The organism is Thiosulfatihalobacter marinus (assembly GCF_016019955.1).
GTDB lineage: Bacteria > Pseudomonadota > Alphaproteobacteria > Rhodobacterales > Rhodobacteraceae > Shimia > Shimia marinus_A.
In genome coordinates this window covers 1-24,455 of record NZ_JAECRZ010000008.1, presented here as the reverse complement: position 1 = coordinate 24,455, position 24,455 = coordinate 1, and the positions used below count along the sequence as shown (strand labels likewise).

Below are 24,455 nucleotides of genomic sequence, written 5' to 3'. Positions count from 1 at the left end.
AGACTCCCATGTCTGACCTGCGTGACGCAGCCCTTGTTTCGAAAGCCTGGCCCTTTGAAGAGGCGCGCCGGCTGCTCAAACGCTACAAGGACAAGGCGCCGGAAAAGGGATACGTGCTGTTCCAGACGGGTTATGGCCCGAGCGGGCTGCCCCATATCGGCACGTTTGGCGAAGTGGCGCGCACGTCGATGGTGCGCCACGCGTTTGAACAGATCAGCGATATACCCACGCGGTTGATCTGTTTTTCCGATGACATGGACGGATTCCGCAAGGTGCCGACCAACCTGCCGATGCAGGAAGAGCTGAAGCAGGATCTGCACCTGCCGCTGACCAGGGTGCGCGACCCGTTCGGCACCCATGACGGCTTTGCCCAGCATAACAACGCGCGGCTGTGCGCCTTTCTGGATTCCTTTGGCTTTGAGTACGAGTTCGCCAGCGCGACCGAGTATTACCGGTCGGGCCGGTTCGACGAGATGCTGCTGGTTGCGCTGGAGCGGTTCGACAAGATCATGGAAATCATGCTGCCGACGCTGGGGGCCGAACGGCAGGCGACCTATTCGCCCTTCCTGCCGGTATCGCCCCGGACCGGGCATGTGTTGCAGGTGCCCACGCTGGAGCGCAATGTCGCCAGGGGCACCATCGTATATGAAGAGCCGGATGGCGAGCGCATGGAAGTGCCGGTCACGGGCGGCCATGTGAAGATGCAGTGGAAGCCGGACTGGGCGCTGCGCTGGGCGGCGCTGGGCGTGGATTACGAGATGTCGGGCAAGGATCTGATCGACAGTGTGACGCAATCGGGCAGGATTTGCCGCGCGCTGGGCCAGCGCCCGCCGGAGAGCCTGAGCTATGAGCTGTTCAATGACGAGCAGGGGCAGAAGATTTCCAAGTCGAAGGGCAATGGCCTGTCGATGGAGGAGTGGCTGACCTATGCCGCGCCCGAGAGCCTGCAATATTTCATGTACCAGAAGCCGAAGACGGCCAAGCGGCTGTATTTCGATGTCATCCCCAAGGCGGTGGATGAATATCACCAGCAGCTGCGCGCCTATCCGGGGCAGGATCCGAAGGCGCAGCTGAACAATCCGGTGTATCACATTCACGGTGGCGACGTGCCCGAGAGCAACCTGGTGGTGCCTTTCGCGATGCTGCTGAACCTGGCCTCGGTGGCGGGGGCCGAGGAGAAGGATCAGCTGTGGGGGTTCATCCGGCGCTATGCGCCACAGGCGCGGGCCGAGACCCATCCCGATCTGGACGCGGCGGCCGGGTTCGCGGTGCGCTATTACAATGATTTCGTGAAACCGGCCAAGACCTATCGCGCGCCCACCGCGCCCGAGCGCGAGGCGTTGGAAGACCTGCGCGACAAGCTGAAAGCCTGGGATGGCGGGCTGGATGGCGACGCGCTGCAATCGCTGGTCTTTTCGGTCGGGCGTGAGCGGTTCGACCCGATGCGCGACTGGTTCAAGGCGCTTTATGAGGTGTTGCTTGGCGCCAGCCAGGGGCCGCGGTTTGGCGGGTTCATCGCGCTTTACGGCGTGGAGGAGACCATCGCCCTGATCGACAGGGGACTGGCGGGCGAACTGGCCTGATCCGATCGGGTGCGCCTGCGGCGCACGCAGGTACGCGCCTTGCCGGCCCTGGCCGACAAGGCGGTATTGCCGTTCCGCCCGTGGCCAGGGGGGATCCGGGCGTGATCCGGGCGGGGTGTTGCGCGGATCGGCAGGGCACCGTCACGGTTGCCTAAGCCGGGGCTAACGCCGGTTTTGATATTCCCGTGCTGCGCCGGCGTGTCTGCCGGGCTTTGTGTAAAGCAGCAGCAAACGGCACCGCGTGCAATGCGGGTGCGGAAAGGGAATTGATGAACAAGGCGATTACGGATGGCGTGCTGTTTATGCCGCCCGAGTTCGGGGATGGGCTGGATGTCTGGTCGAGCCAGGATGGACGGCCGGGGCAGGACACCTATGAGAACGCGGTCAATGCCGCCATTGTGCCGGCGGATCAGGATTTCGGCGGCTGTCTTGAGCTTCTGAAAACCGCCTCGACGCAGAAGCTGCGTTACATGGGCGAAACCCCGATCCTGCCCGGGTGCTATTTGCGCATCACGGCGCGGGTGAAGGCGGTGAGCGGCAACCTGCCTTCGGTACGGATTGCCGGATGGGCCGGGCAGGGCAATGACACCTATGTCAGCGGGCTGACCGAGGTGGGGGAAACCGTCACGCTGGACAGCTATGGCGAGGTGGTCGAGGTGTCGGCCATTGTCGGGACCGGTGCGCGCGGCGGGGTTGACATGGTCTGGGGCGGAACGCCGGAATACGGGCATTTCGGGCTGGATCTGCTGGGCGCCAATGGCGGTGTGGTGCGCATAGACGACATCGTGATCGAGGATGTCACCTCTGCCTATCTGCGCGAGATGATGAGCTGGGTGGATGTGAAGGATTACGGCGCGGTGGGCGATGGCGTCACCGACGATGCGGCGGCTTTTGAAGCGGCCGACGCGGCGGCCGGCGGGCGCCATGTTCTGGTGTCGGAGGGGACGTTTTTCCTGGGCAGCAGCGTGACCTTTGACAGCCGGGTGACATTCGAGGGTACGGTGACGATGGGGACCGACTCGATCCTGTCGCTGACGCGCAATTTCGATCTGCCGGCCTATATCGATGCGTTTGGCGACGAGGAACTGGCGTTTCGCAAGGCGTTCCAGTCGCTGCTGAACAATGCAGACCATGAGAGCCTGGACATGGGCGGACGGCGTATCGTGATCACCGGGCCGATCGATCTTCAGGCCGCGGTGCCCAACCGCACGCAATATGCGCAGCGCCGGGTGATTGCGAACGGGCAGTTCTATGTCAGCGGCGACACCGCCTGGGAGCCGGAGGTGGTGACAAGCCAGGCGACCTATTCACCCAGCGACGGGCGCACGTTGCGCAATGTCACGAACGTGGCCAATATCCCGGTGGGCGCGCTTGTGACCGGCAACGGAGTGGGGCGCGAGGTCTATGTGCATTCCAAGAGTATCGGGGCCCAGGAGGTGACGCTGAGCCAGCCGCTGTACGATGCTGACGGCACGCAGAATTTCACCTTCACCCGGTTCAGGTATCTGTTGGATTTCAGCGGCTTCACCAAGATTTCGCAATTCCAGCTGGCCAATGTCGAACTGCTGTGCAACGGGCTGGCCAGCGGGATCATGCTGGCGCCCAACGGGGTGGTGTTTCATCTGCGGGACAGTTTCATCACGCGGCCGCGCGACCGGGGCATTACATCGATTGGCGAAGGCTGTCAGGGAATGTTGATCGACCGCTGCCAGTTCCTGACCGGCGAGGGCGATTTGCGCGCGCAGGATCGCACCTCGGTGGCGATCAACTGCAATGCCAATGACGTCAAGCTGCGCAACAACCGGGCCAGCCAGTTTCGGCATTTCGCGGTGATTGGCGGCACCAATTCGACGATCACGGGCAACCATTTTTTCCAGGGTGACGGCCAGTCCGACGGGGTGCGCACCGGGGGGATCGTGCTGGCGCAGGGCTATACCTCGACCACGATTGACGGCAATTACGTGGACAATTGCACGATCGAATGGACCAACGAGTATGACAGCGAGCCGGATTTCACCGGCGGGTTCAGCTTTGGCGCCTTGTCGGTGACGGACAACGTGTTCCTGTCGGGAGACGTGGCGCCATGGTTCGCCTATCTGGTGATCAAGCCCTTTGGAACGGGTCATTCCATCACCGGGCTGAATGTGAGCGGTAACAAGTTCCGCTCGATCAACGGTTCGATAGACCGGGTGGATCGGGTGGACACCAGCTTTGCCGATCTTGACATGACGCGCGGCAAGAACGTGGTGGTGGCGGGCAATACGTTCCACAGTATCGGAACGCCGATCTACAACCCGCTGGTGGTGGAGCATGGCCAGAAAACGGCGAGTGCGACCTGGACCATCGATACGGATGGCGAGTTGCCCTTTGGCGGGCGTACGCGCAGGGTGGAGGCCGTGGTGGCGACCTCGCGCATTCGGGACGGATCGAACCAGACTGTGTACAGCACGCCCTTTGTCAGCCTGGAGCAGGGGGCGAATGGCGATCAGGTGGTGCTGAACTGGGAAACGCCGGTTACGGGGGATGTTTCGGTGACGCTGCGGATGGATTGAGGCCGAGGTACAGGCAAGACGAGGGGGCGGCGCCGTGGTGCGGCCCCCTTTTTCGTGGCGTGGTCAGGGGGTCCGGCGGCGGCGTGGGCCGGTTTCGCGCCAGACAAGGATGGCGGCGGCGGTCAGGATCAGCCCGGCACCGATCCAGGACACGACATCGGGTAGAACGGCGAAGACCAGCGCGTCATAAAGCGCGGCAAAGGCTAGTGTGGCGTAGAAGAATGGCGACACAAAGCTGGCATCGGCGCGCGCCATGGCATTGACAAAACAGGTTTGCGCGGCGGCCATCAGCAGGCCGATGCCCGCCAGCGCGGCCCATTGCTGGGCGTTGGGCTGTTGCCAGACGAACAGCGCGGCGGCGGTGGCGAGGGTGAGGCCAATGGCGTTGTTGATCAGCAATATCTGGAACGGGCGCTCGCGGCCTGACAGCAGCTTGATGAAGATCAGCTCGGCGCCTATGGCCATGGCCGCAAAGAGCGCCAGCAGCGCGCCGGTCTGCAATGTGCCCGAGCCGGGGCGCAACAGGATGAGTGCGCCGCCAAAGGCAATGGCGGCGGAGAGCCAGCGCCAGGGGCCGATACGCTCGCCCAGAAAGACGATCGCCAGCAACATGCCGAAGACCGGGTTCAGAAAGCTGATGGCCGTGGCATCCGAGAGCGGGATAAAGGATGCGGCGGCGAACATCAGCGTTACCCCGGCCCAGCCCAGTGCCGAGCGCCCCAGGTGCAGGGCCAGCGCCGGGCGCGTGATGCGCGGGCGCAGGACCAGCGCCGCCGTGGAGAAAATCAGGAAGGCAAAGAGAAAACGGCCCTGGCTGATTTGCAAAGGGTGCAGTGCCGGCCCCAGCGCGCCGCTGCCAAGCGCCTTGGCCAGCAGGGTGGTTCCCGCCGCGAAGGCCGAGGCAACCAGCGTCAGGGCCGCGGCCAGGCCGGCGTTGGGGGTGGGCGCGCGCATCATTCCCGATCAGTGCCGCGTGGCCGCGCCATGTGCAAGCGCGATTTCCGCCGGGGTGATTTTGTGGTTGCAAATCCGCGGCGATACAGTATGGCCTGACTCCATGATCAAACGCACATATATCCGCAAGCTGCGACGCCGACACGCCCGCGTGTAATCGGCCCGTTTGATCTTTGCGCCACAAATCGGCGCAGTCTTTTCCAATATCGTTGACCTTGTTGCCTCATGTGGTGCAGTCACTGGGGCTCAGACATCAAGAAGGATGATCCCATGATCCCGTCCGTACTTCCGACCTATTCGCGTGCGCCTTTGACCTTTGTCAAAGGTGAAGGCAGCTGGATGATCGAGGCGGATGGCCGACGTTTCCTGGACCTGGGGGCCGGGATCGCGGTGAATGCGCTGGGCCATGCCAACCCGGTTCTGGTGGCGGCGCTGACCGAACAGGCGGGCAAGCTGTGGCATGTGTCGAACCTGTACAATATCGAGCAGCAGCAGGCGCTGGCGGACAAGCTGGTGGAGCAAACCTTTGCCGATACGGTGTTTTTCACCAATTCCGGCACCGAAGCCTGTGAACTGGCCGTGAAGATGGCGCGCAAATACTGGTATGAAAAGGGCCAGCCCGAGAAGGTGGAGATCATCGGTTTCCAGGGCGCGTTCCATGGCCGTTCAAGCGCCGGGATCGCGGCGGCGGGCAGCGAGAAGATGACCAAGGGCTTTGGCCCCTTGCTGCCTGGTTTTCTGCATGTGCCCTGGGGTGATCCAGAGGCCGTGCAGGCCGCCATCGGCGCGCAGACGGCTGCGGTGATCGTTGAACCGATTCAGGGCGAAGGCGGTATCCGTCCGATGGGCGACGCGGAATTGAAGGCGTTGCGCGAAATTTGTGACGCGGCCGGGGTGCTGTTGATCCTGGACGAGGTGCAATGTGGGGTTGGCCGAACGGGGCGGCTTTTTGCGCATGAGTGGGCCGGGATCACGCCGGATATCATGATGGTGGCCAAGGGCATTGGCGGGGGATTCCCGCTGGGTGCGGTTCTGGCCACCGAAGAGGCCGCCGGCGGCATGACGGCGGGCACCCATGGCAGCACCTATGGCGGCAATCCGCTGGCCTGTGCCGTGGGCTGCGCGGTGATGGATGTGGTGAGCACGCCGGAGTTTCTGGATGCGGTGAACCGCAAGGCCGGGATGCTGCGTCAGAAGCTGGAGGGGCTGGTCGCGGCGCATCCCGACGTGTTCGAGGGGGTGCGCGGTGCCGGGCTGATGCTGGGGCTGAAATGCAAGGCGGTGAATGCCGATGTGGTCAGGGCGGGCTATGACAACGAGGTCATTACCGTGCCCGCCGCCGACAACGTGGTGCGCCTGTTGCCGCCGCTGACCATTTCCGAGGATGAGATCGCAGAGGCGGTGGCCCGGCTGGACGCGGCGGCGTCGCAGGTGAGCGCGGCTGACAAGGATTGAGACGATGAAGCACTTTCTGGATATCGACAAGACCAGCGTTGCCGAGCTGCACGGCATGATTGCCGACGCCAAGGCGATCAAGAATGCCCGCAATGGCCGCCCCCGGGGGGCGCCCGATGATGATCTGCCACTGAAGGACAACATGGTGGCGCTGATCTTTGAAAAACCGTCCACCCGGACACGGGTTTCCTTTGACGTGGGCGTGCGTCAGATGGGCGGGCAGACCATGGTTCTGTCGGGCAGCGAGATGCAGCTGGGCCATGGCGAGACCGTGGCCGACACGGCGCGCGTGCTGAGCCGCTATGTGGACCTGATCATGATCCGTACCTTCGAGGAGGCGACGCTTCTGGAAATGGCGGAACATGCCACGGTGCCGGTGATCAACGGGCTGACCAATCGCACCCATCCGTGCCAGATCATGGCCGATATCCTGACATTCGAGGAGCATCGCGGCCCGATCGCGGGCAAGAAGGTGGTGTGGTGTGGTGATGGCAACAACGTGTTTGCCAGCTTTGCCCATGCTGCCGGGCAATTCGGGTTCGACCTGGTTTTTTCCGGGCCGGAACCGCTGGACCCGGAAATGGGTTTTGTCGAGCAGGCCCGCGCCAAGGGGGTCTCGGTCGAGATCGACCGCGACCCGGCCCGCGCGGTTGCAGGGGCGGATCTTGTGGTGACGGATACCTGGGTGAGTATGCATGACGCGCCGTCGGCCCGCGAGCGGCGGCACAACCAGCTGCGCCCCTATCAGGTGAACGAAGAGCTGATGCGCCATGCCAACCCGGATGCGCTGTTCATGCATTGCCTGCCGGCGCACCGGAACGAAGAGGCCACAAACGGGGTGATGGACGGGCCGAATTCGGTTATTTTCGACGAGGCCGAAAACCGTCTGCACGCCCAGAAGGCGATCATGCGCTGGTGTCTGACGCCGTAGGCCGGTTTCGGATCGCGCAAACAAGGGGCGTTCGGGGCAATCCGGGCGCCTTTTGCGTTGGGGATACAGCTTTGGTGCCGCAAATTTGCCCCAAATCCCGCATAATGCGACAAGACGGGGCGCGGGAATCGCGCGGGCGTTGTGGGTGAGTGGATGGCTGAAAGCGCGAAACGACACGGAAATTCCCCGCGGATCGTGGTGGCCGGAGCGGGCAGCGTGGGCTGTTTCGTGGGCGGTATGCTGGCGCGGGGCATGTATGACGTGACGCTATTGTTGCGCCCGCGCATGGCGGAAGAGATTTCGCGGCAGGGGCTGACGCTGACGGATTATGCCGGGCTGGACGAGGAACTGCCGCCCGACGTGGTGTCGATGACAGCCGATCCGGTGTGCCTGAAAGGGGCCGACATCATCCTGGTCACGGTCAAGAGCGGCGCGACCGCCGAGATGGCGCGCCAGATTGCGCGGTTCGCGCCGAAAACGGCGGTGGTGGTCAGCCTGCAAAACGGCATTTCCAATGTGGGCCTGTTGCGCGAAAAACTGCCGGGGCGGGATGTGCGCGCCGGGATTGTGATGTGCAACATCGTGGCCATGGGCGGCGGGCGGTTTCATCGTGGGACCAGCGGCGACATCCTGATCGAACGGGGCGCGGGCCACCTGGCGCGCACGCTGACGGTGGGGGATCTGGAGTTTCACGAACGCCGCAAGATGCCTGCGTTGCAATGGGGCAAGTTGTTGATCAACCTCAACAATGCGCTGAATGCGCTGTCCGGGCTGCCGTTGAGGAAACAGATTGGCGACATGCGCTGGCGCCGCCTGATGGCGGACCAGATGGCCGAGGCGCTGCGGGTGCTGGATGCGGCGGGGATCGAGCCGCTCAGCCCGGTGCCGGGGCCGCTGCCGATGCGCCATGTGCCCAGGGTGCTGCGCCTGCCGACGGTGCTGTTCCGGTTCGTGGCGCGCGCAATGCTGACGATCGATCCGACCGCGCGCAGCTCGATGTGGGAAGATCTGAACAAGGGCCGCAGGACCGAGATCGAGGAGTTGCAGGGCCAGATCGTGCGCATGGCCCAGGACAACGGCGTGCCCGCGCCGATCAATCAGCGCGTGGCGGATCTGGTGCGTCAGGCGGAGCGAGTGGGCACGGGATCGCCGAAGCTGAAGCCCAAAGAGGTGCGCGGGCGGTAACGAACCGCCCGGCGGGTCAGGAAACGATCGCGTTCAGGATCAGGAAGATGATCGCCGACATGGTGGCGGCCGCTGGTACCGTAATGACCCAGGCCGCGACGATTGTCATGAAATGCGAGCGGCGCACCAGCTTGCGCCGGCGGCGTTCTTCGGGCGCGATACGCTTGGTCTGGGGGCGGGCGGCGGCGCTTTTGCGCAGGCGGCGTTCGGCGTGCCATTCGCGAAAGAACCCCACCCCGAACACACCGCCCACGGCGATATGGGTCGAAGAGACCGGCAGGCCCAGCCACGAGGCGACGATCACGGTGATCGCGGCGGACAGCGCCACGCAATAGGCGCGCATCGGGTTCAGCTTGGTGATCTGTTCGCCGACCATGCGGATCAGCTTGGGTCCGAACAGGAACAGGCCAAAGGAGATGCCCAGAGCGCCGATCACCATGACCCATAGCGGGATGGCAACCTTGGCGGCGAAATTGCCGAATTCCGAGGCGTGGACAATTGCCGCCAACGGACCGACGGCGTTGGCCACGTCATTGGCGCCGTGGGCAAAGGACAAAAGCGCGGCGGAAAACACCAGCGGCAGCCCGAACAGGATCTTGAGCGATTTGTTGCGGTTCTCCATGCCCTCGGATTGCTTGCGGATCAGCGGGGCGGTGATCACATAGGTCAGCGCGCCAATCACGACCCCGATCAGCAGGGCGGTGGAAATGTCGATCTTGACCACGCGCTTCAGCCCCTTGAGCGCCAGATAGGAGGCAAAGGCGGCGGCCATGATGGCGACCAGCACCGGCACCCAGCGGCGCGCGGCGGCGATCTTGTCGTCCTGATAGATGATCTTGGCCTTGATGAAGGCCAGGAAGGCCGCGGCGATGATGCCGCCCAGCAGCGGGGATATCACCCAGCTGGCGGCAATCGTGCCCATGGTTGGCCAACTGACGGCGGTGAACCCCGCCGCGGCGATGCCCGCCCCCATGACGCCACCCACCACCGAATGGGTGGTGGAGACCGGCGCGCCAAATATTGTGGCGATGTTGACCCACAGGGCCGAAGAGATCAGCGCCGCCATCATCGCCCACATGAACACCCGCGCATTCGCGAAACCGGACGGATCAATGATGCCCTTGGAGATGGTCGACACCACGTCGCCCCCGGCCAACAGCGCACCGGCACTTTCGAAAAGCGCGGCGATCACGATGGCGCCGCCCATGGTAAGCGCGTTGGCGCCCACGGCGGGGCCCATGTTGTTGGCAACATCGTTGGCGCCGATATTCAGTGCCATATAGGCGCCGAAACCGGCGGCGGCGACCACAACAAGATTGGAGGGGAATGAGCCGAAAAACACGCTGGCAACGACTGCTGCCAGCACGATGAAGGCCAGCGCAATGCCCAGCCCGATCAGCGGGCGCGACACATAATTGGTTGCATATTCGACATGCGAAATGCGGTTGAGGTCCTTGTCGAGCGTGGACCAGATTTTGTCGCCACCGGAATTGGCCATGTCATTCCCCACAGTGCTTTTGCGCGGGGCTAGCCGGGTTTGGCGCGGTTTTCAACGGTTGTGTTACGCAAGCGTCAGGAAACGGTCATATTTGCCGCAGCAGTTCCTGCAATCCGGGCTCTTGCACCATGTTGGCCGCGTCCATGGGAGAGACCCATTTGCGGCTGCGTTCGTCGGATTCGGGGAACTGATCGACCAGCTTGTCCACCTTGGCCGAATAAACCTGCACCTCGACATCCACCGCGGCGCCGCCTGTCAGCCGTTTGGCATATTCATAGGTGCCGATCATGTCGGGGTCGATTTCGGCCTCTTTGACGCCGGCCTCTTCCCACGCTTCCTGAAGCGCGCTGCCGGGGGCGTCGTAACCGTCGATCGGCCAGCCCTTGGGCAACACCCAGCGGCCGGTATCACGTGAGGTGATCATCAGCACCTGCTTGCCGGAGCCTTCACCCTTCAGGCACAGCGCGGCGACCTGCAACCGTTTGGGGCGTCGCAGCAAGGGGCCCACCACGCTGGACAGCGCGTTCATCAATGTATCCGTCATGGTCTAAATGCTCTGCTCATGCGTTTTTGTCTGTGCTTTGTATATACGTTTTCGCGCCAGCATGCAAGCGGCCTGACTGAAATTGCCTGTTTTTGTGTTATTGCCTGCGTTTTGCGCGCAGGGTTGGATCGGCCTGGGTGGGGTCGTCGGGCCAGGGGTGGCGCGGATAGCGGGCACGCATGTCCTTGCGCACGTCACTGTAGGATCCGGCCCAGAATCCGGGCAGATCCATCGTGGTTTGCACGGGCCGCCCCGCCGGAGACAGCAGCGTGACACGCAACGGCGTGCGCCCGACGCGGGGATGCGTTGTCTGTCCGAACATTTCCTGAAGTCGCAGCGCAATTTCCGGCGCCTCGCCGGAATAATCAATGGGAATCCGCCGCCCCAGCGGGGTGGTGAAATGGGCCGGTGCCTCGCGGTCCAGCGATTGCATCTGGCCCCAGTCCAGCCGGGCGCGCAGCGGGTCCAGCAGATCGAACCTCTTCCACTGATCAGCGGTGCGGATGCCGGCAAGATGGGCCAGCAGCCAGTCTTTGCGCGTATCCATGAGGGCAGAGTCGCTCATATCGGGCAGGTCATGCCCCGCGTCACGCAGCAATTCCACCCGCGCAACGAACCGGCGCGCGGCATCGGACAGCACCAGCCCCAGATCACGCACCCCGTCCAGCATGGCCCGCGCCACCGCATCGTCGGGGGCGTCTTTCCAGATCCGATCATCCAGGATGATGGCGCCCAGCCGCTCCTGGCGGCGGGCGACAACGCGGCGTTCCCGCCTGGACCATTCGCAATGGTCGTGCCAGGCGATCTGATCCGCGAACAGGGAGCGCAACTCGGTCTCGGAAATGGCGATCGCCTGCCGGATGCGGGCCTCGCGCGGGTTGCCGTCGGTATCGGTGACAACAATCAGGCGGGTGCCGGCCAGCGGGTCGCCCTCGTCCATCACCGCGCCCTTGCCGCCAGAGAGTACGAAACGCGGCGCATCGCCCTTGCGATGCAGGCCGATCCGGTCGGGATAGGCCAGCGCGGCCATTTCAGCGGCGCTCAGACCGGTTCGCACCGGTGGCTTTGTGGCCCGCGCAAGCCGTTTGGCCTCGTCGCGGATCGTGTGCAGCGCGGCGCGGTTCACCGAATAGGGGCGGCGTTCGGTGAAGGCCTTGAGGTCGCGCAGGGCTTCAAGCCGAAGCGACAGATCCACGGGCGCGCCGCGCGCCAGCGGATCGCGCGCGGCCAGAAGCGCGGCCAGCGGCGCGGCGGGTTCGCCGGCCAGGGCCAGCATATGGCCCAGACGCGGGTGCAGCGGCAGGGCGGCCAGCTGACGGCCATGGGCGGTGATGCGGTTGTCCGCGCCCAGGGCGCCCAACATGCGCAGCACCGCCTGGGCCTCGGCAAACACGCCGGGGTTGGGGGGTGTCAGGAACGCCAGATCGTCGGGCCTGGCGCCCCATAGGGCCAGTTCCAGCGCCAGCCCGGTCAGGTCGGCGGCCTCGATCTCGGCGGGGGGGAAGGGCAGCAGGCTGCCGTCTTCTCCCTTTGTCCAGAGCCGGTAACAGACCCCCGGCGCCACCCGGCCCGCGCGGCCCTGCCGCTGGGTGGCCTCGGCGCGGGTGACGCGCTCTGTCACCAGCCGCGACATGCCCGAGCCGGGATCGAACCGGGCCCGCCGGGCGCGTCCTGCGTCAACCACAACGCGGATGTCCTGAATGGTCAGCGAGGTCTCGGCGATGGACGTGGCCAGCACCACCTTGCGCCCGGTATCGACGGGGCGGATGGCGGCCTGCTGATCCTTGAACGGCATGGCCCCGAACAGCGGGCGCACCTGACATTCGGCCGGCAGGTTCAGCAGGGATTGAGTGCGCCGGATTTCGCCTTCGCCGGGCAGAAAGACCAGCACACCGCCCCGGGTTTCCTTGACAGCCTGCGTGATCAGCCGCGCCGTGGCCACCTCCAGCCGCTCGCCCCTGGCCAGTGGCTTGTCCAGCCAGCTTGTGCTGACCGGATAGCTGCGCCCCTCGGACGTGATTACCGGCACGTCGCCCATGAGGGCGGCCACGGGACCGGCATCCAGCGTGGCCGACATGGCCAGCAGGATCAGATCGTCGCGCAGAACCTCGGCGATCTCAAGGCACAGGGCCAGCCCCAGATCGCCATTCAGGGAGCGTTCGTGAAACTCATCGAAAATCACCGCGCCGATCCCCGAAAGCCCAGCGTCGGACTGGATCATACGCGTCAGGATGCCTTCGGTGACGACCTCGATCCGGGTGGATTTCGTGACCTTGCTGTCGCCGCGCACCCGGTACCCCACCGTCTGGCCCACCGGTTCGTCCAGTGTCTGCGCCATGCGCTCGGCGGCGGCGCGCGCCGCCAGTCGGCGCGGCTCCAGCATGACGATGCGACCCTGCACAAGCCCCGCCTGTCGCATTGCCAGAGGTACCAGTGTGGTCTTGCCCGCGCCGGGGGGCGCTTGCAGCACGGCGCGGCCCCGCTCGCGCAGGGCATCGAGCAGGGGCGCGAGGGCATCTTGGATCGGCAGGGCGGTCATGTGCACGTTATCCGGCAAGCGCGTGGCAAGGTCCAGTCAGTCCTGTCGGCGCAACCGGGCCGCCCCATGGCGCGTCCTGACGCGGATGCCGGTGGCGCGCCACGCGTCGCCCGTGCGGGTGTAGGTGACAGAGAGTGGCGAGATCGCCATCTCGGCCAGTTCCTCGGGGGAATACCCGCCGATCCGGTCATAGGTGCCCGAACAGGTGACGCTGTCGCCGGTCTGTTCGCGCGTGGTGAGTGAAATCCGCACCAGCCGCGTGCCGTCAAACTGGTTTTGCGAAAACCGGCACAGGGTCTGGTCGCTCTGATCGCGCAGCACCTGCCACATCACGGTCATCGGATCCTGTGCGCCACGCATGTCGGACACCGCGATCGGGGTTGCGGGGGCCTGAGCCCCCGCCGTCTTGACGGGCAGGCCCGCGGCGAATTCCAGCCGGGTTTCGGACAGGCGCCGCCCGGTGTCGATGAAGCCTTCATAGACTGACGGCGCATAACCATCTTCACCAACGCGCCCGCGCGCCGATACGGTAAAGCGGATGCGTTTGAGCACCCCGGCCAGCCCGGTTGTCTGGAACGCGCCGGTGCCTGTGTAGCGGCCGGCGGCCTCCGACACGGCGAGGCGCAGCTCGCCCACCGGCAGGCCAAAGGCATAAACCGACCACGCCTGGGGCTCGGCCAGCGCCGGAGTGGCCCCGGTCAGGATCCCGGTCAGGGCTGCGGCACAGCGAAGCGTCCGGGGCAGAAACCGGCGCAGGCGCCATACGCGGGCTGGACAAAGGCGGGGTGGTCGCGGCATCAACGCTCTCCAACGGCAACAGACAGGTGCGCCATGGATATCGCAGAATTGCGCGACAGGATATTGAAACAGGACCGCCGCGCGCTGGCCCGGGCCATTACCCTTGTCGAAAGCGCGCGCACGGACCATCGGGCGCAGGCCGCGGACCTGCTGGAGTCGCTGCGCGGCGCCGGGCAGCAGGCGCTGCGGATCGGGCTGTCGGGCACGCCGGGGGTGGGCAAGTCCACATTCATCGAAAGCTTCGGCATGATGCTGACGGCGCGGGGCATGAAGGTCGCGGTGCTGGCGGTGGATCCGTCCTCGGCACGCTCGGGTGGATCGATCCTGGGTGACAAGACCCGCATGGAACGGCTGAGCCGCGATCCCAACGCCTTTATCCGCCCCTCGCCCAGTCAGACGCATCTGGGCGGCGTGGCGCGGCGCACCCGCGAGGCGGTCTCGCTGTGCGAGGCGTTCGGATTTGACGTTGTGCTGATCGAAACCGTCGGTGTCGGCCAGTCGGAAACCGTGGTGGCGGAAATGTCGGACCTGTTCCTGCTGCTGCTGGCCCCGGCGGGCGGGGACGAATTGCAGGGGGTCAAACGCGGCATCATGGAAATGGCCGACATCATCCTGGTCAACAAGGCCGATGGCGATCTGAAAGCGACCGCGATGCGCACCTGTGCGGATTACGCGGGGGCGCTGCGGCTGCTGCGCAAACGCCCACAGGATCCGCAGGGCTTTCCCAAGGCGATGACGGTTTCGGCGCTCGAGGAAAACGGGCTGGAAACCGCCTGGGAAGAAATGACGGCGCTGACCGGCTGGCGGCGCAAGAACGGTCATTGGGATGCGCGGCGCAGGGCGCAATCCACCTACTGGTTCCACGAGGAAGTGCGCCACGGGCTTCTGGCAAGGCTGGAAACCGGCGCCGCGCGCGCCGCGCTGGACCGGCTTGGCGCAGAGGTGGCGCGTGGCGACAAGACACCCTCGGCCGCTGCGGATCAGGTGCTTGCGCTTCTGGAGATCACCCCGGCCTGACCCTTCTTTTGGCCTCAAATATCCCGGGGAGTCGCGAGCTTGCTCGCGGCGGGGCAGCGCCCCACGGGCCCGAGCCACGAATCCGGACCTGAATCACTTGACGCCCCCTCGAATTCGGCCTAATGACGCCCAACGAATTTCCGGGCGCGGCCTTGGCGGCGCCCATCTGCTTTGACGGGGCCTTTCCCCGCTGTCTGAAAAACGAGGATGAACCCATGTCGCGCCGTTGCGAACTGACCGGAAAAGGCCCGATGTCTGGCAACAATGTCAGCCACGCCAACAACAAAACCAAACGTCGTTTCCTGCCCAACCTGAATGACGTGACGCTGCAATCCGAAGCTCTGGGCCGTGGCGTGAAGCTGCGCATCTCGGCAGCGGCGCTGCGCTCGGTGGATCACCGTGGCGGGCTGGACGCGTTCCTGTCCAAAGCCAAGGACACCGAATTGTCCGCCAATGCGCTGAAGGTCAAGAAAGAGATCGCCAAGGCCCAGACCGCCGAGGCCTGATCCCTCTGATCTTTCAGAATTTTTGACGGCCCTGCCAATCCGGCGGGGCTGTTTCTTTTTGTCGCAAGACAATATCCGGCGCGCGTGGTTACATGCGTCAAATGGCATATTTGCGCAGATATATTTCCGGCTTTCTGGTTCTGGCCCTGATCCTGACCGGGCAGAGCATGGCGATTGCGCGCGGAATGCCCATGCCCGTGGGATACGCGGAATACTGTATCTCACAAAATCCGGTCATGGTGCCGGTCGATGCCGAAGGCAACCCCACGGACCCGTCGCAATTCTGCCCTGACGCAAGCCTGTGCCTGTTCAACCATGTTGCCGTCACCACGCCCGGGCCATGGGCTGTGCAAGGGTCGGTTTCGAAGATCGGCGCGCATCATGACCTTGGCGCGCATGTGATTCGCCCGGTGGTTGCCACGGCCCGTGCCCCGCCCGTCCTGTTGTGACCCCACACCAGAACCATCTTGACTGACGACAGATATGGACGGGAGAAAACCATGTCCCTGAAAACACTTGCCATTGCCGCCATTGGCGCGGTTGCCTTTGCCCTGCCCGGCCTTGCCCAGAGCGTGATCTCGGTTGAGGATGCCTATGCGCGCGCGTCCAGCCCGATTGCCAAATCGGGGGCGGCCTTCATGGTGATCAACAATTCCGGCGACGAGGCCGATCGGCTGATCGGCGTAAGGACCGACATCGCCCGAAAAGCGGAACTGCACACGCATATCGACGATGGCAACGGCAATATGTCGATGCGCAAGGTCGAAGGTGGCTTTGTGGTTCCGGCAAACGGCGCGCATGTATTGAAGCGCGGCGGTGATCACGTGATGATGATGGGGCTGACAGGGCCTTTGAATCACGGAGACATCCTGCGCATGACGCTTGTGTTCGAGCAGGCCGGCGCGATTGATCTGGAGGTGCCGGTGGATCTGGAGCGCAAGCCTGTCCACGGCATGAAATCCATGCAGGGCCAGATGAATACCGGAGGATAACCGGCGCGCGCCCGGCTGGCAGAGGGCGATCCGCCTCGGGCCGCCCCTTCCATTCGAAAGGGGTGGCCTTCGGCGAAACGCGAAAAAGCGGGCCGGAGCGGCCCGTTTTTGCGATGGTGCCTCAGCCGTGACGCGCCAGTTCGGCGGCCACCCATTGCGGCACGGTTTCAGAGGCCGGGCCAAAACAGGTTTCCGCAAAATCCGATACCGTGGCCGAGGGGGCGAGATTGATTTCGATGGTATGCGCGCCCACCCGCGCGGCCTCTTGCACGAAGGCGGCGGCGGGATAGACCTCGCCCGAGGTGCCGATGGCGGCAAAGAGATCAGCGGTGGCGAGGTGGTCCCAGATGGCATCCATGAAATAGGGCACCTCGCCGAACCACACCACATCGGGCCGGGTGGCGGGGGCGCCGCAGGCAGGGCAGGGATCGGCCGTGCGCATGGTTTCGGGGGCGTCCCAACGCGCGCCGCACGCGGAACAGAGCGCCCCGGCCAGGGTGCCGTGCATGTGCAGCACGTTGTGTGACCCGGCCCGTTCATGCAGCGCATCGACATTCTGTGTCAGTATCACCACCTCGCCGGGGTGGTCCCGTTCGAGGCGGGCCAGCGCGTGGTGTGCCGGGTTGGGCTGCGCGGCGGCGGCATTGGCGCGTCGGGCGTTGTAGAATTCGTGCACAAGATCCGGGTTGCGATGGAACCCTTCCGGGGTTGCGACATCTTCGGGCGGGTATTGTGTCCACAGCCCGCCGGCATCGCGAAACGTGCCCAGCCCGCTTTCGGCGCTGATGCCAGCGCCGGTGAGGATGACGATCTTGCCGGTCATGGCGCCCCCTGTCCTGGTTCCTGCCCGCAGCCTTGTCCGGGGACAGTCTTGCAGGGGATGGTGCTGTCGGCAAGGCGGGTTGACCCAATCGGGCCCGGCGACGATGAAGGGGGCGCACCAAGAGGAGAGCCGGGAGGAGAGCCGGAATGCGGGTTCTGTTTGTCTGTCTGGGAAACATTTGCCGGTCGCCGGCCGCCGAGGCCGTGTTCCGTGCCATGGCGCCGGATGTTGCGGCCGACAGCGCCGGAACCGGCAACTGGCACGTGGGGGAGCCGCCCTATGCGCCGATGCAGCGCGCGGCCGAGGCGCGTGGGTATGATCTGGCGCCCTTGCGGGTCCGCCAGTTCACGGGCGCGGATTTCGCAAGTTTCGATCTGATCATTGCCATGGATGCCGACAATGTCGCCAATATCGAAAGGCTGCGCCCGGCGGGTGACGAGACGCCGGTGCGATTGTTCACGGATTATGCCCCTGAAAGCGGCGTTTCCGAGGTGCCTGACCCCTATTACACCCGCGATTTCGACGGCACGCTGACCCTGATCGAGGCGTGCGTCCGGGGGCTGGGCGCCGCGCTGAATGGCGCGCGCTAGATTTGCCTTTGGCGAATGCGGCGATCAGTCTTCCAGCAGACGGAAATCCTCTCGGATCCAGGGGAACCGTTCGACGGCGGGGGCGATCATCAACTGACCGATAAGGCTTCGCAATGTCTGAGCCACGTCGCGCGGCAGCGTATCGGCCCAATCCGTGCCGGCGTAAAGCGAGATGGTGCGTGCGAAGGCGGGAAAGGGGAGTGGATGCACGCTGACCCGTTCGTGAAACCGCTCGGCCCGCAGATAGCTGAGCGGGGTGGTCACGGCCCATCCAATGCCACGCGACACCATGGAGATCAGCGTTGGGTTCGAGCCGATCTCGAACCTCTTGGCAAAGCGCAGGTCATGCCGCGCGAAATGGGATTCGATCTGGCGGGCGATGAGCTGTTCCTGCGTGTATCGCAGCAAGGGCAGGGTTTCGATGGCCTGCTCTGCGGTCATCCCGGCCGGTGCGGCCAGAATGAACGGATCGCGCGCCAACCGATATTCAGTCACGTTTTGAATGGCTTCGCCGGTAGAGGCCGACACGCCAAGATGCAGGTCACCGGCCTGAACGGCGCGGGTGATCTCGTGGCTGGGGGCGGTGATCAGGCGAAAGCGGCAGCCCGACATTGATTCGGCCAGCCGGGTCACGAGCCGTGGTGTGAGATCGTTGTCGAAATCGTCGATCACGCCCATGCCAAGCTGGGTCAGGTGCGTCAGGTCCATCACCGAGAGTTCGCTTTGGGCAAGGCGCAGCTGTGCGAGAACCCCTGCCGCGCGCGCCAGATAGGCCCGCCCTGCCGGGGTGAGCTGCATGGGGCGTTTGCCATGATCCAGCAGGTCGGTGCCCAGGGCGGTTTCCAGATTGCGGATCTGTTGCGACACGGCGGGTTGTGACAGGCCGGTGGTGTCGGCGGCGCGCGCCACAGAACCGGTTTCCGCCAGGGCCTCGAATACCTCGAGGCCGCGCAGGGTGATGCCTTTCATCAGCATGGGTCAACTCCGCCAGATTTACCTTTAGTGAAACTGGCGGGGTGGTCAGGTCAAGGCGGGATTTGCCAAAGTGTGAAAAGGATCAGCGCTGCTGGCTGCAAGAGGCCGCCGCGATCACGCCAAATTCCTTGTACCGCAGCCAGAACCTTTCGTGCGCGGGGCGGTCGGATTGGCGAATTTCCTGGGCCTTGTGCGGATTCTTGAAAAAGCTGGCTGCCAGCCTTTGATCCGCGCGCGACAGGTTCTGATTGGCGACCTGCTGAAGGCATTTGCACATCCCGCGCGAGGCCGCGTCCCGGTTGGAATTGAGGCAGGCGCGGTTGATGACACCGGCCTCCGCCGATGCGGCCACAAGGGGAAACAGGAGGGCGGCAATGGCTGCCGCCAGAAAGGATCTTGCCGTCATGATCTGCCTCGTCGTACCCGATCGGCGCCGCCCGTGTTTTCACGATGTCATGTGCCGTCACTGAGCGCCAGTATGCGGATTCCGCCGGGGTTTTTCAATCGTCCCAGCCCCTGATCCGGCATGGTTCTGTCGAATTTGAGGGAAATTGGCGTAACGATTTGGTTATCGGTCACGCCCTTGGGGCCGCCGCGCGCGGCCCATGCCGGGAAAGCGGTAGCCAGCGCCCGAAACCGTGGTCTAAGCTGAAACCGACAAGGAGGAGCCAATGCCCAAGATTTCAAAAGACTCGCGATTGCAGACCGTGATCACAACCTTCGAGATGACTCCGGGCACCTGCCAGGACCTGATGGATGCCCTGACCGATGCCTACGAGAATTTCATCTCCCGGCAGCCCGGGTTCATTGCCGCGGGATTGCATGTGAATGACGCGCAGACGCGAATCGCGAATTATTCCCAGTGGGAGCGGCGTGAAGATTTCCAGGCGATGTTGCGTACCGACGAAATGCGCGAGCGCAACCGCCAGATCAACCTGCTGTGCCGCAGTTTCGAACCGGTGATGTATGACGTGGTTGCCGCCTTTGACTGAGGCCCGGACCTGACTTGAATCAATGTTGGATTGCCGCGGTGCGGCTAGGGTAATCTTGCGCGACAAGGAGAGGGTACATGTACAAGCACATTTTGGTTCCGGTCTCGTTTGACGATGACAGGAATGCGGATATGTCGGTGGCTGTGGCGCGCAGGCTGGCTGATCCCGGCTGTCGGGTGACGCTGATGCACGTGATGGAACAAGTGCCCAGCTATGTCATCAATTATGTCCCCAAAGGCTTTCACGACGAGGCACGCAAGGCCATCGTGCAAAGCCTGGAGACAATGGGGGCCGACCTGCCCAATGCCGAAGGGCGCGTGATCGAAGGACATGCGGGGCGGTCGATTCTGGAATGGGCCGGTGACAACGGCGTGGATTGCATTGTGATCGCGTCGCATCGGCCGGGAATGCAGGATTATTTCCTGGGCAGCACGGCATCACAGGTTGTCAGGCACGCGCGGTGCGCGGTGCATGTGGTGCGCTGAGCAGCGCGGGGCGAACAGGACAAGCAAGGAGTAGCAAGATGTACAAGAATATTCTGGTGCCGGTGGCCGTGGATCACGACCCCAAGACAGAGCGGGCGCTGACCGTGGCGCGGCTTTTGAAGGATGACGGCGGCAAGATCACGCTGTTGACGGTGATGGAGGCCGTGCCGGAATTCATCATGACCCAGTTGCCCGACGGGCAGATGGAACATAATCGCGAAGAGATGCGAAAGGGCCTGGCCGAGGATATGGCGGGCGCGGATGATGTGGAAATCAAGGTCGTGTCGGGCCATGCCGGGCGCACGATCCTGGATTTTGCCAAGGAACAGGGGATTGACTGTGTCGTCATGAATTCGCATCGTCCTGACCTGACGGACTATTTTCTGGGCAGCACGGCGGCGCGTGTGGTGCGCCATGCGCAATGCGCGGTGCATGTCCTGAGGTAAGGTGAAGGGAGACTGTATGCGGGCGGCAATCCTGGGAATCGTGGGTGCCATCGGTCTGGCTGCCTCTGGCGCGGCGTTGGCTGAACAGGGCGAGGATCTGGGGTTTTCGGATGCCCAGACGGCACGGGCGGTCGAAACCTTCAACAGTGGCGCGGACGGGTGTGAGGCCGCGCCGGTTGAGTATCGCGCGGATTGCTTTCAGCAGGTCTTTGGCCAGACCGCGCGCGGCATTGCCAAGGCATCGGCCTATTGGGAAGCCGAGGTTGCGCTGACACGGGTCAAGCGCAACCTCTATACCTTTGTGCGTTCGAACACGGATTCAGGCGCCTCGCGGTTGAAGGTCAACGGCGCGCGGGCCAAGGCGGTGACGCAGGCGGCGATACCGCAAGCGCGTGCGTTGTTCCAGGCCAGCGTGGATCAGGCGGTTGGCGTTTTGCAGAATGGATCAGCCGCCGAAAAACGGTTTTTCCAGCCGATCGCGGAAGCGGTTGCCGCGCGGCGCGATGCGTTGAACTAGGCACGCAAGCGCGTCCTTGTGCAGGCGCACTCCTGATGACCTGCTATAAGATGCTGATTGTAAATGAGTTTTTTCCCGGTCAAGGCGGCGCTCCGGGCGGCTGTTGCCTGTGGATCTGACCGGGGCTGGCCACCTGTCCGGATGGTTTCGCGCTTGCCAAGGGCGTGGCTGTGGGGAATGCTGAGCGCCAGTTCCCAGGTTGGAAAGGGCCCCGCGTGATGAGTGAGTTGCCTATTGTCGGCGCGCAGCTGAGTGTTCTGGATATCGACAAGCACCGCGACTGGCTGTTCGAAAAGAACCGCGATCTGGAACTGCCGGAATTCTGTATGGCCGATATCCTGCGGGCCCCTGAACCGTTCATCGACATGGCGCGCGCCAAGCTGGATGGCTGGCACGGGCGGCTGGGGATTCACGGGCCTTTTGCCGGGTTCGAGATTGATACCAGGGACCGCGAGATACGCGACGTGGTGCAGGCCCGGCTGAACCAGGCGCTGGATGTGTGCGCCGCCTTGAGCGCCGTGCAGATGGTGATCCATTCGCCGTTCGATCTGTGGGACGCGCATAATTTTGGCAATGGTCCCAAGGATTTGGACAGGCGCGTTGCACATACGTTGGAAACGCTGGGCCCGGCGCTGCGGCGGGCCGAGGGGCTGGGCGTGGTGCTGGTGTTGGAAAATATCCGGGACGTGGATCCGGCCCACAGGGCGGCGGTGATCGACGCGGCCGGCAGCGCGGCGCTGCGGCTTTCGGTGGATACCGGACATGCCAACTGGGCGCATGTGATGGCCGGGGCGGTGGCGCCGGACCGGTTCATTTCCGAGGCGGGCGCGATGTTGGGCCATGTGCATTTGCAGGATACGGATGGCTATGCCGACAGGCACTGGCCGTTGGGTTGCGGCACGATTGCCTGGCACGGGGTGTTCGAGGCGATCGGGCGGACCCGCGCCAATCCGCACCTGATTGTCGAGATCAACGATTTCGATCGGGTGCGGGAGAGTGTGGCGCATCTTGAGAGGCTGGGATTGGCGCAGTAGCGCGAATCAGGGGTTAACAGGCTGATTTTGCGCCGGAAACAGGTTTCGGCAGCGCGTCGGTATCATGTCGGTATTGCGTCGGTGCCAACAGGCCGGAATGGCGGTGTTACTGGCGCGTGCGTTGCCGGCTTGTGCCGGGGCGCGGGATCGGCCAGCGTGGGGCAGGCGACAGAAGGGAGCGGCGTGTGAGCATTCATCGCAAGATTGTGGACGATCTGATAGGCGCGCAGGTGGGGTTTGTCACCACGGTCCCGTGCAAGCAGTTGGCCGGGGTGATCGCAGAGGTGGACGCGCACCCGGATATCCTGCACGTGCCGTCGAACAAGGAGGACGAGGGCATGGGGCTGTGCGCCGGGGCGTGGATGGGGGGCACGCGGGCGGCGATCATCATGCAGAACACGGCGATCGGCGTGACGATCAACGCGTTGGCCACGCTGATCCAGTATTACCGGATGCCGCTGCCGATGCTGATTTCCTATCGCGGGGAACTGGGCGAGCCGGTGGCCTGTCAGGTGGAAATGGCGGTGCATACCAAGGCGCTGTTGGCGCAGTTGAACATTCCCACCTATCATTTTCACCGCGAGGAGGATGCGGGCGAGCTGCGCCAGATCCTGGAGTACACCTATATGTGCAACAAGCCGGTGGCGGTGTTGATGGATGCCGGTTTCTGGAAGGGGTACTGAGAGATGATCCGTTACGAGATGCTGCAAGAGATCCTGCCGGTGATCCGCGATCAGCTGGTGGTGTGCAATATCGGAATCCCGTCGCAGGAGCTGCACGCGCTGGAGGATCGCCCGGGCAATTTCTATATGCTGGGCACGATGGGGCTGGCAAGTTCGATCGGGCTGGGGCTGGCGTTGGTGCAGGACAAGACGGTGGTGGTGATCGACGGGGACGGATCGGTGCTGACCAATCTTGGCAGCTTGCCGACCATCGCCAACAACCCGCGCGGCAATTATGTGCTGTTGATCGTTGATAACGGGTCGTATGGCTCGACCGGGGATCAGCCGACCTATGCCGGGAAAAAGACCTCGCTGGCCGAGGTGGCGCGGGGCTGTGGCTGTGATCACGTGGTGGAATGTGCAGCCGAGGAAACGCGCGCGGCGCTGGAGGCGGCGCTGGCGGGGGACCGGATGACAGTGATCGTGAGCAAATGCGAGAGCGGCAACGCCAGGATGCCGGTGATCGCGATGGACCCGGTGGTGATCCGCGACCGGTTCATGGCGGCGGTGGCAGAGTAGCGTACTTTACGCAGTTTTGCGGATGGAAATAGGGGCAGGCGCCCCTATGTCTGTATTTGAACAAGCAAGGAGGAGACCCTGATGAAATGCCCTGTGGACGGTGCGACGCTGGTGATCGCGGATCGCAACGGTGTGGAGATCGATTACTGCCCCGATTGCCGGGGTGTGTGGCTGGATCGTGGCGAGCTGGACAAGATCATTGAACGGTCCGCCGAATACGGCGCGCCGCCGCCGCCGCCGCGAGAGCATCGCGGGAATGATCGGTATGATGAACGGCGCGGGCATGGTCAGAAGCCGCGCAAGAAGAAAAAGATGGGCGGGTTTCTGGAAGACATCTTTGATTTCTGATCGGGAGGGGCGCTGGTGAGGTGCCCTTTTTCGTCAGACGACTCCGGACATCATGGCAAATAGGAGGAGTGCCGCCGGGGCCAGGGCGAGGCCAATCGCCCATTTCAGCGCCTTGTTGTTGAGCGCCATGATCAGGGCGGGGATGACGAACAGCGCGGTGATGGCCAGGCCGATGGTCATGAACCCAAGCGCCATGCCCCGCCCCGCCGCATCCATCGAGGCGTTGAGCGTGTCGATCCATGCCCATGTGAAGAGGATCACATAGGCAAGGGACAGGGAAAAAACGGCGCGGCGCATGGGGGAGAGGGTAGGCGGTTTTGGGGTTTGTGTCGAATTTTGGCGGGGTGTTTCGGTTTGTCCCAAGCTATATGCATGAAGTGGTCCCGGTTTTTCGGACAGCTCAGCGGCTGATCTAAGGTGTATCCGGGTTGGTTTTCATGCCGCCAATTT

At 63.9% G+C, this 24,455-nt stretch carries 27 protein-coding genes; 18 read left to right on the top strand and 9 right to left on the bottom strand.

What is annotated here, in order from left to right; genetic code table 11:
* The first annotated feature begins 8 nt into the window (after positions 1-8).
* A complete protein-coding gene (locus I3253_RS12910) occupies positions 9-1,583 on the top strand; it encodes a lysine--tRNA ligase (RefSeq protein ID WP_197918151.1) in 1,575 nt (524 codons plus the stop codon).
* 269 nt (positions 1,584-1,852) lie between these two features.
* Entirely contained in the window at positions 1,853-4,135 is a 2,283-nt protein-coding gene (locus I3253_RS12905) for a glycosyl hydrolase family 28-related protein (RefSeq protein WP_197918149.1), read from the top strand.
* Positions 4,136-4,198: 63 nt separating this feature from the next.
* Here I3253_RS12905 and I3253_RS12900 read toward each other — a convergent pair whose 3' ends face one another.
* A complete protein-coding gene (locus I3253_RS12900) occupies positions 4,199-5,089 on the bottom strand; it encodes a DMT family transporter (protein WP_197918147.1) in 891 nt (296 codons plus the stop codon).
* A gap of 270 nt (positions 5,090-5,359) precedes the next feature.
* Between I3253_RS12900 and I3253_RS12895 the strand changes: the two genes are divergently transcribed.
* From I3253_RS12895 to I3253_RS12885, 3 genes are all read left to right on the top strand, one after another.
* Positions 5,360-6,544, top strand: a complete 1,185-nt coding sequence (locus tag I3253_RS12895) for an aspartate aminotransferase family protein (RefSeq protein WP_197918145.1) — start codon at positions 5,360-5,362, stop codon at positions 6,542-6,544.
* Between the two features lie 4 nt (positions 6,545-6,548).
* Positions 6,549-7,475 (top strand): ornithine carbamoyltransferase, encoded by a 927-nt coding sequence (argF, locus tag I3253_RS12890; RefSeq protein WP_197918144.1) that lies wholly within the window; start codon positions 6,549-6,551, stop codon positions 7,473-7,475.
* A 153-nt stretch (positions 7,476-7,628) separates the two neighbouring features.
* Positions 7,629-8,660, top strand: coding sequence for a 2-dehydropantoate 2-reductase (locus I3253_RS12885; RefSeq protein WP_197918143.1), 1,032 nt, complete (start codon positions 7,629-7,631; stop codon positions 8,658-8,660).
* A 16-nt stretch (positions 8,661-8,676) separates the two neighbouring features.
* Here I3253_RS12885 and I3253_RS12880 read toward each other — a convergent pair whose 3' ends face one another.
* The 4 genes from I3253_RS12880 to I3253_RS12865 form a co-directional block, all read right to left on the bottom strand.
* Positions 8,677-10,158, bottom strand: coding sequence for an inorganic phosphate transporter (locus I3253_RS12880; RefSeq protein WP_197918142.1), 1,482 nt, complete (start codon positions 10,156-10,158; stop codon positions 8,677-8,679).
* Between the two features lie 85 nt (positions 10,159-10,243).
* On the bottom strand, positions 10,244-10,702 hold the full coding sequence (locus I3253_RS12875) for an NUDIX hydrolase (RefSeq protein WP_197918141.1): 459 nt from the start codon (positions 10,700-10,702) through the stop codon (positions 10,244-10,246).
* Between the two features lie 97 nt (positions 10,703-10,799).
* Positions 10,800-13,241 carry an ATP-dependent helicase HrpB gene (hrpB, locus tag I3253_RS12870; RefSeq protein WP_197918140.1) on the bottom strand — a complete coding sequence of 814 codons (2,442 nt, stop codon included), beginning with the start codon at positions 13,239-13,241 and terminating at the stop codon, positions 10,800-10,802.
* Between the two features lie 36 nt (positions 13,242-13,277).
* The gene (locus I3253_RS12865; protein WP_197918139.1) at positions 13,278-14,039 is read right to left on the bottom strand and encodes a DUF3108 domain-containing protein; all 762 of its coding nucleotides are present in this window, start codon (positions 14,037-14,039) and stop codon (positions 13,278-13,280) included.
* 33 nt (positions 14,040-14,072) lie between these two features.
* On the opposite strand from I3253_RS12865, the gene meaB reads away from it, so the two are divergent.
* From meaB to I3253_RS12845, 4 genes are all read left to right on the top strand, one after another.
* Complete coding sequence (gene meaB, locus I3253_RS12860; RefSeq protein ID WP_197918138.1) at positions 14,073-15,056, top strand: methylmalonyl Co-A mutase-associated GTPase MeaB; 984 nt, start codon at positions 14,073-14,075, stop codon at positions 15,054-15,056.
* Between the two features lie 215 nt (positions 15,057-15,271).
* Positions 15,272-15,562 (top strand): 50S ribosomal protein L28, encoded by a 291-nt coding sequence (gene rpmB / locus I3253_RS12855; RefSeq protein ID WP_197918136.1) that lies wholly within the window; start codon positions 15,272-15,274, stop codon positions 15,560-15,562.
* A 101-nt stretch (positions 15,563-15,663) separates the two neighbouring features.
* Positions 15,664-16,011, top strand: a complete 348-nt coding sequence (locus I3253_RS12850; RefSeq protein WP_197918134.1) for a hypothetical protein — start codon at positions 15,664-15,666, stop codon at positions 16,009-16,011.
* 51 nt (positions 16,012-16,062) lie between these two features.
* Entirely contained in the window at positions 16,063-16,554 is a 492-nt protein-coding gene (locus I3253_RS12845) for a copper chaperone PCu(A)C (RefSeq protein ID WP_197918132.1), read from the top strand.
* A gap of 121 nt (positions 16,555-16,675) precedes the next feature.
* On the opposite strand, the gene I3253_RS12840 is transcribed toward I3253_RS12845, so the two are convergent.
* Positions 16,676-17,377, bottom strand: coding sequence for an NAD-dependent deacylase (locus I3253_RS12840; protein ID WP_197918130.1), 702 nt, complete (start codon positions 17,375-17,377; stop codon positions 16,676-16,678).
* Positions 17,378-17,523: 146 nt separating this feature from the next.
* Here I3253_RS12840 and I3253_RS12835 point away from each other — a divergent pair, with 146 nt between their 5' ends.
* On the top strand, positions 17,524-17,967 hold the full coding sequence (locus I3253_RS12835; RefSeq protein WP_197918128.1) for a low molecular weight protein-tyrosine-phosphatase: 444 nt from the start codon (positions 17,524-17,526) through the stop codon (positions 17,965-17,967).
* 24 nt (positions 17,968-17,991) lie between these two features.
* On the opposite strand, the gene I3253_RS12830 is transcribed toward I3253_RS12835, so the two are convergent.
* Together I3253_RS12830 and I3253_RS12825 are read right to left on the bottom strand one after the other, a co-directional pair.
* The gene (locus tag I3253_RS12830; protein WP_197918126.1) at positions 17,992-18,942 is read right to left on the bottom strand and encodes a LysR family transcriptional regulator; all 951 of its coding nucleotides are present in this window, start codon (positions 18,940-18,942) and stop codon (positions 17,992-17,994) included.
* An 82-nt stretch (positions 18,943-19,024) separates the two neighbouring features.
* Positions 19,025-19,348, bottom strand: coding sequence for a hypothetical protein (locus I3253_RS12825; RefSeq protein ID WP_197918125.1), 324 nt, complete (start codon positions 19,346-19,348; stop codon positions 19,025-19,027).
* Positions 19,349-19,613: 265 nt separating this feature from the next.
* Between I3253_RS12825 and I3253_RS12820 the strand changes: the two genes are divergently transcribed.
* From I3253_RS12820 to I3253_RS12785, 8 genes are all read left to right on the top strand, one after another.
* The gene (locus I3253_RS12820; RefSeq protein WP_197918124.1) at positions 19,614-19,934 is read left to right on the top strand and encodes an antibiotic biosynthesis monooxygenase family protein; all 321 of its coding nucleotides are present in this window, start codon (positions 19,614-19,616) and stop codon (positions 19,932-19,934) included.
* 77 nt (positions 19,935-20,011) lie between these two features.
* Positions 20,012-20,419, top strand: a complete 408-nt coding sequence (locus tag I3253_RS12815; protein ID WP_197918123.1) for a universal stress protein — start codon at positions 20,012-20,014, stop codon at positions 20,417-20,419.
* 38 nt (positions 20,420-20,457) lie between these two features.
* Complete coding sequence (locus I3253_RS12810) at positions 20,458-20,865, top strand: universal stress protein (protein WP_197918122.1); 408 nt, start codon at positions 20,458-20,460, stop codon at positions 20,863-20,865.
* A gap of 16 nt (positions 20,866-20,881) precedes the next feature.
* Entirely contained in the window at positions 20,882-21,382 is a 501-nt protein-coding gene (locus tag I3253_RS12805; RefSeq protein WP_197918121.1) for a hypothetical protein, read from the top strand.
* 218 nt (positions 21,383-21,600) lie between these two features.
* Positions 21,601-22,416: a sugar phosphate isomerase/epimerase family protein gene (locus tag I3253_RS12800; protein ID WP_197918120.1), complete on the top strand. Its 816-nt coding sequence runs from the start codon at positions 21,601-21,603 to the stop codon at positions 22,414-22,416.
* Between the two features lie 185 nt (positions 22,417-22,601).
* Complete coding sequence (locus I3253_RS12795; RefSeq protein WP_197918119.1) at positions 22,602-23,099, top strand: sulfopyruvate decarboxylase subunit alpha; 498 nt, start codon at positions 22,602-22,604, stop codon at positions 23,097-23,099.
* Positions 23,100-23,102: 3 nt separating this feature from the next.
* The gene (gene comE, locus I3253_RS12790) at positions 23,103-23,657 is read left to right on the top strand and encodes a sulfopyruvate decarboxylase subunit beta (protein WP_197918118.1); all 555 of its coding nucleotides are present in this window, start codon (positions 23,103-23,105) and stop codon (positions 23,655-23,657) included.
* Positions 23,658-23,738: 81 nt separating this feature from the next.
* A complete protein-coding gene (locus tag I3253_RS12785; RefSeq protein WP_197918116.1) occupies positions 23,739-24,005 on the top strand; it encodes a TFIIB-type zinc ribbon-containing protein in 267 nt (88 codons plus the stop codon).
* A gap of 33 nt (positions 24,006-24,038) precedes the next feature.
* On the opposite strand, the gene I3253_RS12780 is transcribed toward I3253_RS12785, so the two are convergent.
* A complete protein-coding gene (locus I3253_RS12780) occupies positions 24,039-24,302 on the bottom strand; it encodes a hypothetical protein (RefSeq protein ID WP_197918114.1) in 264 nt (87 codons plus the stop codon).
* Positions 24,303-24,455 lie beyond the last annotated feature (153 nt).

Coding starts and splice junctions, on each gene's coding strand:
- I3253_RS12910 (WP_197918151.1), top strand. CDS start 9: ATGTCTGACCTGCGTGACGCAGCCCTTGTTTCGAAAGCCTGGCCCTTT.
- I3253_RS12905 (WP_197918149.1), top strand. CDS start 1,853: ATGAACAAGGCGATTACGGATGGCGTGCTGTTTATGCCGCCCGAGTTC.
- I3253_RS12900 (WP_197918147.1), bottom strand. CDS start 5,089: ATGCGCGCGCCCACCCCCAACGCCGGCCTGGCCGCGGCCCTGACGCTG.
- I3253_RS12895 (WP_197918145.1), top strand. CDS start 5,360: ATGATCCCGTCCGTACTTCCGACCTATTCGCGTGCGCCTTTGACCTTT.
- argF (WP_197918144.1), top strand. CDS start 6,549: ATGAAGCACTTTCTGGATATCGACAAGACCAGCGTTGCCGAGCTGCAC.
- I3253_RS12885 (WP_197918143.1), top strand. CDS start 7,629: ATGGCTGAAAGCGCGAAACGACACGGAAATTCCCCGCGGATCGTGGTG.
- I3253_RS12880 (WP_197918142.1), bottom strand. CDS start 10,158: ATGGCCAATTCCGGTGGCGACAAAATCTGGTCCACGCTCGACAAGGAC.
- I3253_RS12875 (WP_197918141.1), bottom strand. CDS start 10,702: ATGACGGATACATTGATGAACGCGCTGTCCAGCGTGGTGGGCCCCTTG.
- hrpB (WP_197918140.1), bottom strand. CDS start 13,241: ATGACCGCCCTGCCGATCCAAGATGCCCTCGCGCCCCTGCTCGATGCC.
- I3253_RS12865 (WP_197918139.1), bottom strand. CDS start 14,039: ATGCCGCGACCACCCCGCCTTTGTCCAGCCCGCGTATGGCGCCTGCGC.
- meaB (WP_197918138.1), top strand. CDS start 14,073: ATGGATATCGCAGAATTGCGCGACAGGATATTGAAACAGGACCGCCGC.
- rpmB (WP_197918136.1), top strand. CDS start 15,272: ATGTCGCGCCGTTGCGAACTGACCGGAAAAGGCCCGATGTCTGGCAAC.
- I3253_RS12850 (WP_197918134.1), top strand. CDS start 15,664: ATGGCATATTTGCGCAGATATATTTCCGGCTTTCTGGTTCTGGCCCTG.
- I3253_RS12845 (WP_197918132.1), top strand. CDS start 16,063: ATGTCCCTGAAAACACTTGCCATTGCCGCCATTGGCGCGGTTGCCTTT.
- I3253_RS12840 (WP_197918130.1), bottom strand. CDS start 17,377: ATGACCGGCAAGATCGTCATCCTCACCGGCGCTGGCATCAGCGCCGAA.
- I3253_RS12835 (WP_197918128.1), top strand. CDS start 17,524: ATGCGGGTTCTGTTTGTCTGTCTGGGAAACATTTGCCGGTCGCCGGCC.
- I3253_RS12830 (WP_197918126.1), bottom strand. CDS start 18,942: ATGCTGATGAAAGGCATCACCCTGCGCGGCCTCGAGGTATTCGAGGCC.
- I3253_RS12825 (WP_197918125.1), bottom strand. CDS start 19,348: ATGACGGCAAGATCCTTTCTGGCGGCAGCCATTGCCGCCCTCCTGTTT.
- I3253_RS12820 (WP_197918124.1), top strand. CDS start 19,614: ATGCCCAAGATTTCAAAAGACTCGCGATTGCAGACCGTGATCACAACC.
- I3253_RS12815 (WP_197918123.1), top strand. CDS start 20,012: ATGTACAAGCACATTTTGGTTCCGGTCTCGTTTGACGATGACAGGAAT.
- I3253_RS12810 (WP_197918122.1), top strand. CDS start 20,458: ATGTACAAGAATATTCTGGTGCCGGTGGCCGTGGATCACGACCCCAAG.
- I3253_RS12805 (WP_197918121.1), top strand. CDS start 20,882: ATGCGGGCGGCAATCCTGGGAATCGTGGGTGCCATCGGTCTGGCTGCC.
- I3253_RS12800 (WP_197918120.1), top strand. CDS start 21,601: ATGAGTGAGTTGCCTATTGTCGGCGCGCAGCTGAGTGTTCTGGATATC.
- comE (WP_197918118.1), top strand. CDS start 23,103: ATGATCCGTTACGAGATGCTGCAAGAGATCCTGCCGGTGATCCGCGAT.
- I3253_RS12785 (WP_197918116.1), top strand. CDS start 23,739: ATGAAATGCCCTGTGGACGGTGCGACGCTGGTGATCGCGGATCGCAAC.
- I3253_RS12780 (WP_197918114.1), bottom strand. CDS start 24,302: ATGCGCCGCGCCGTTTTTTCCCTGTCCCTTGCCTATGTGATCCTCTTC.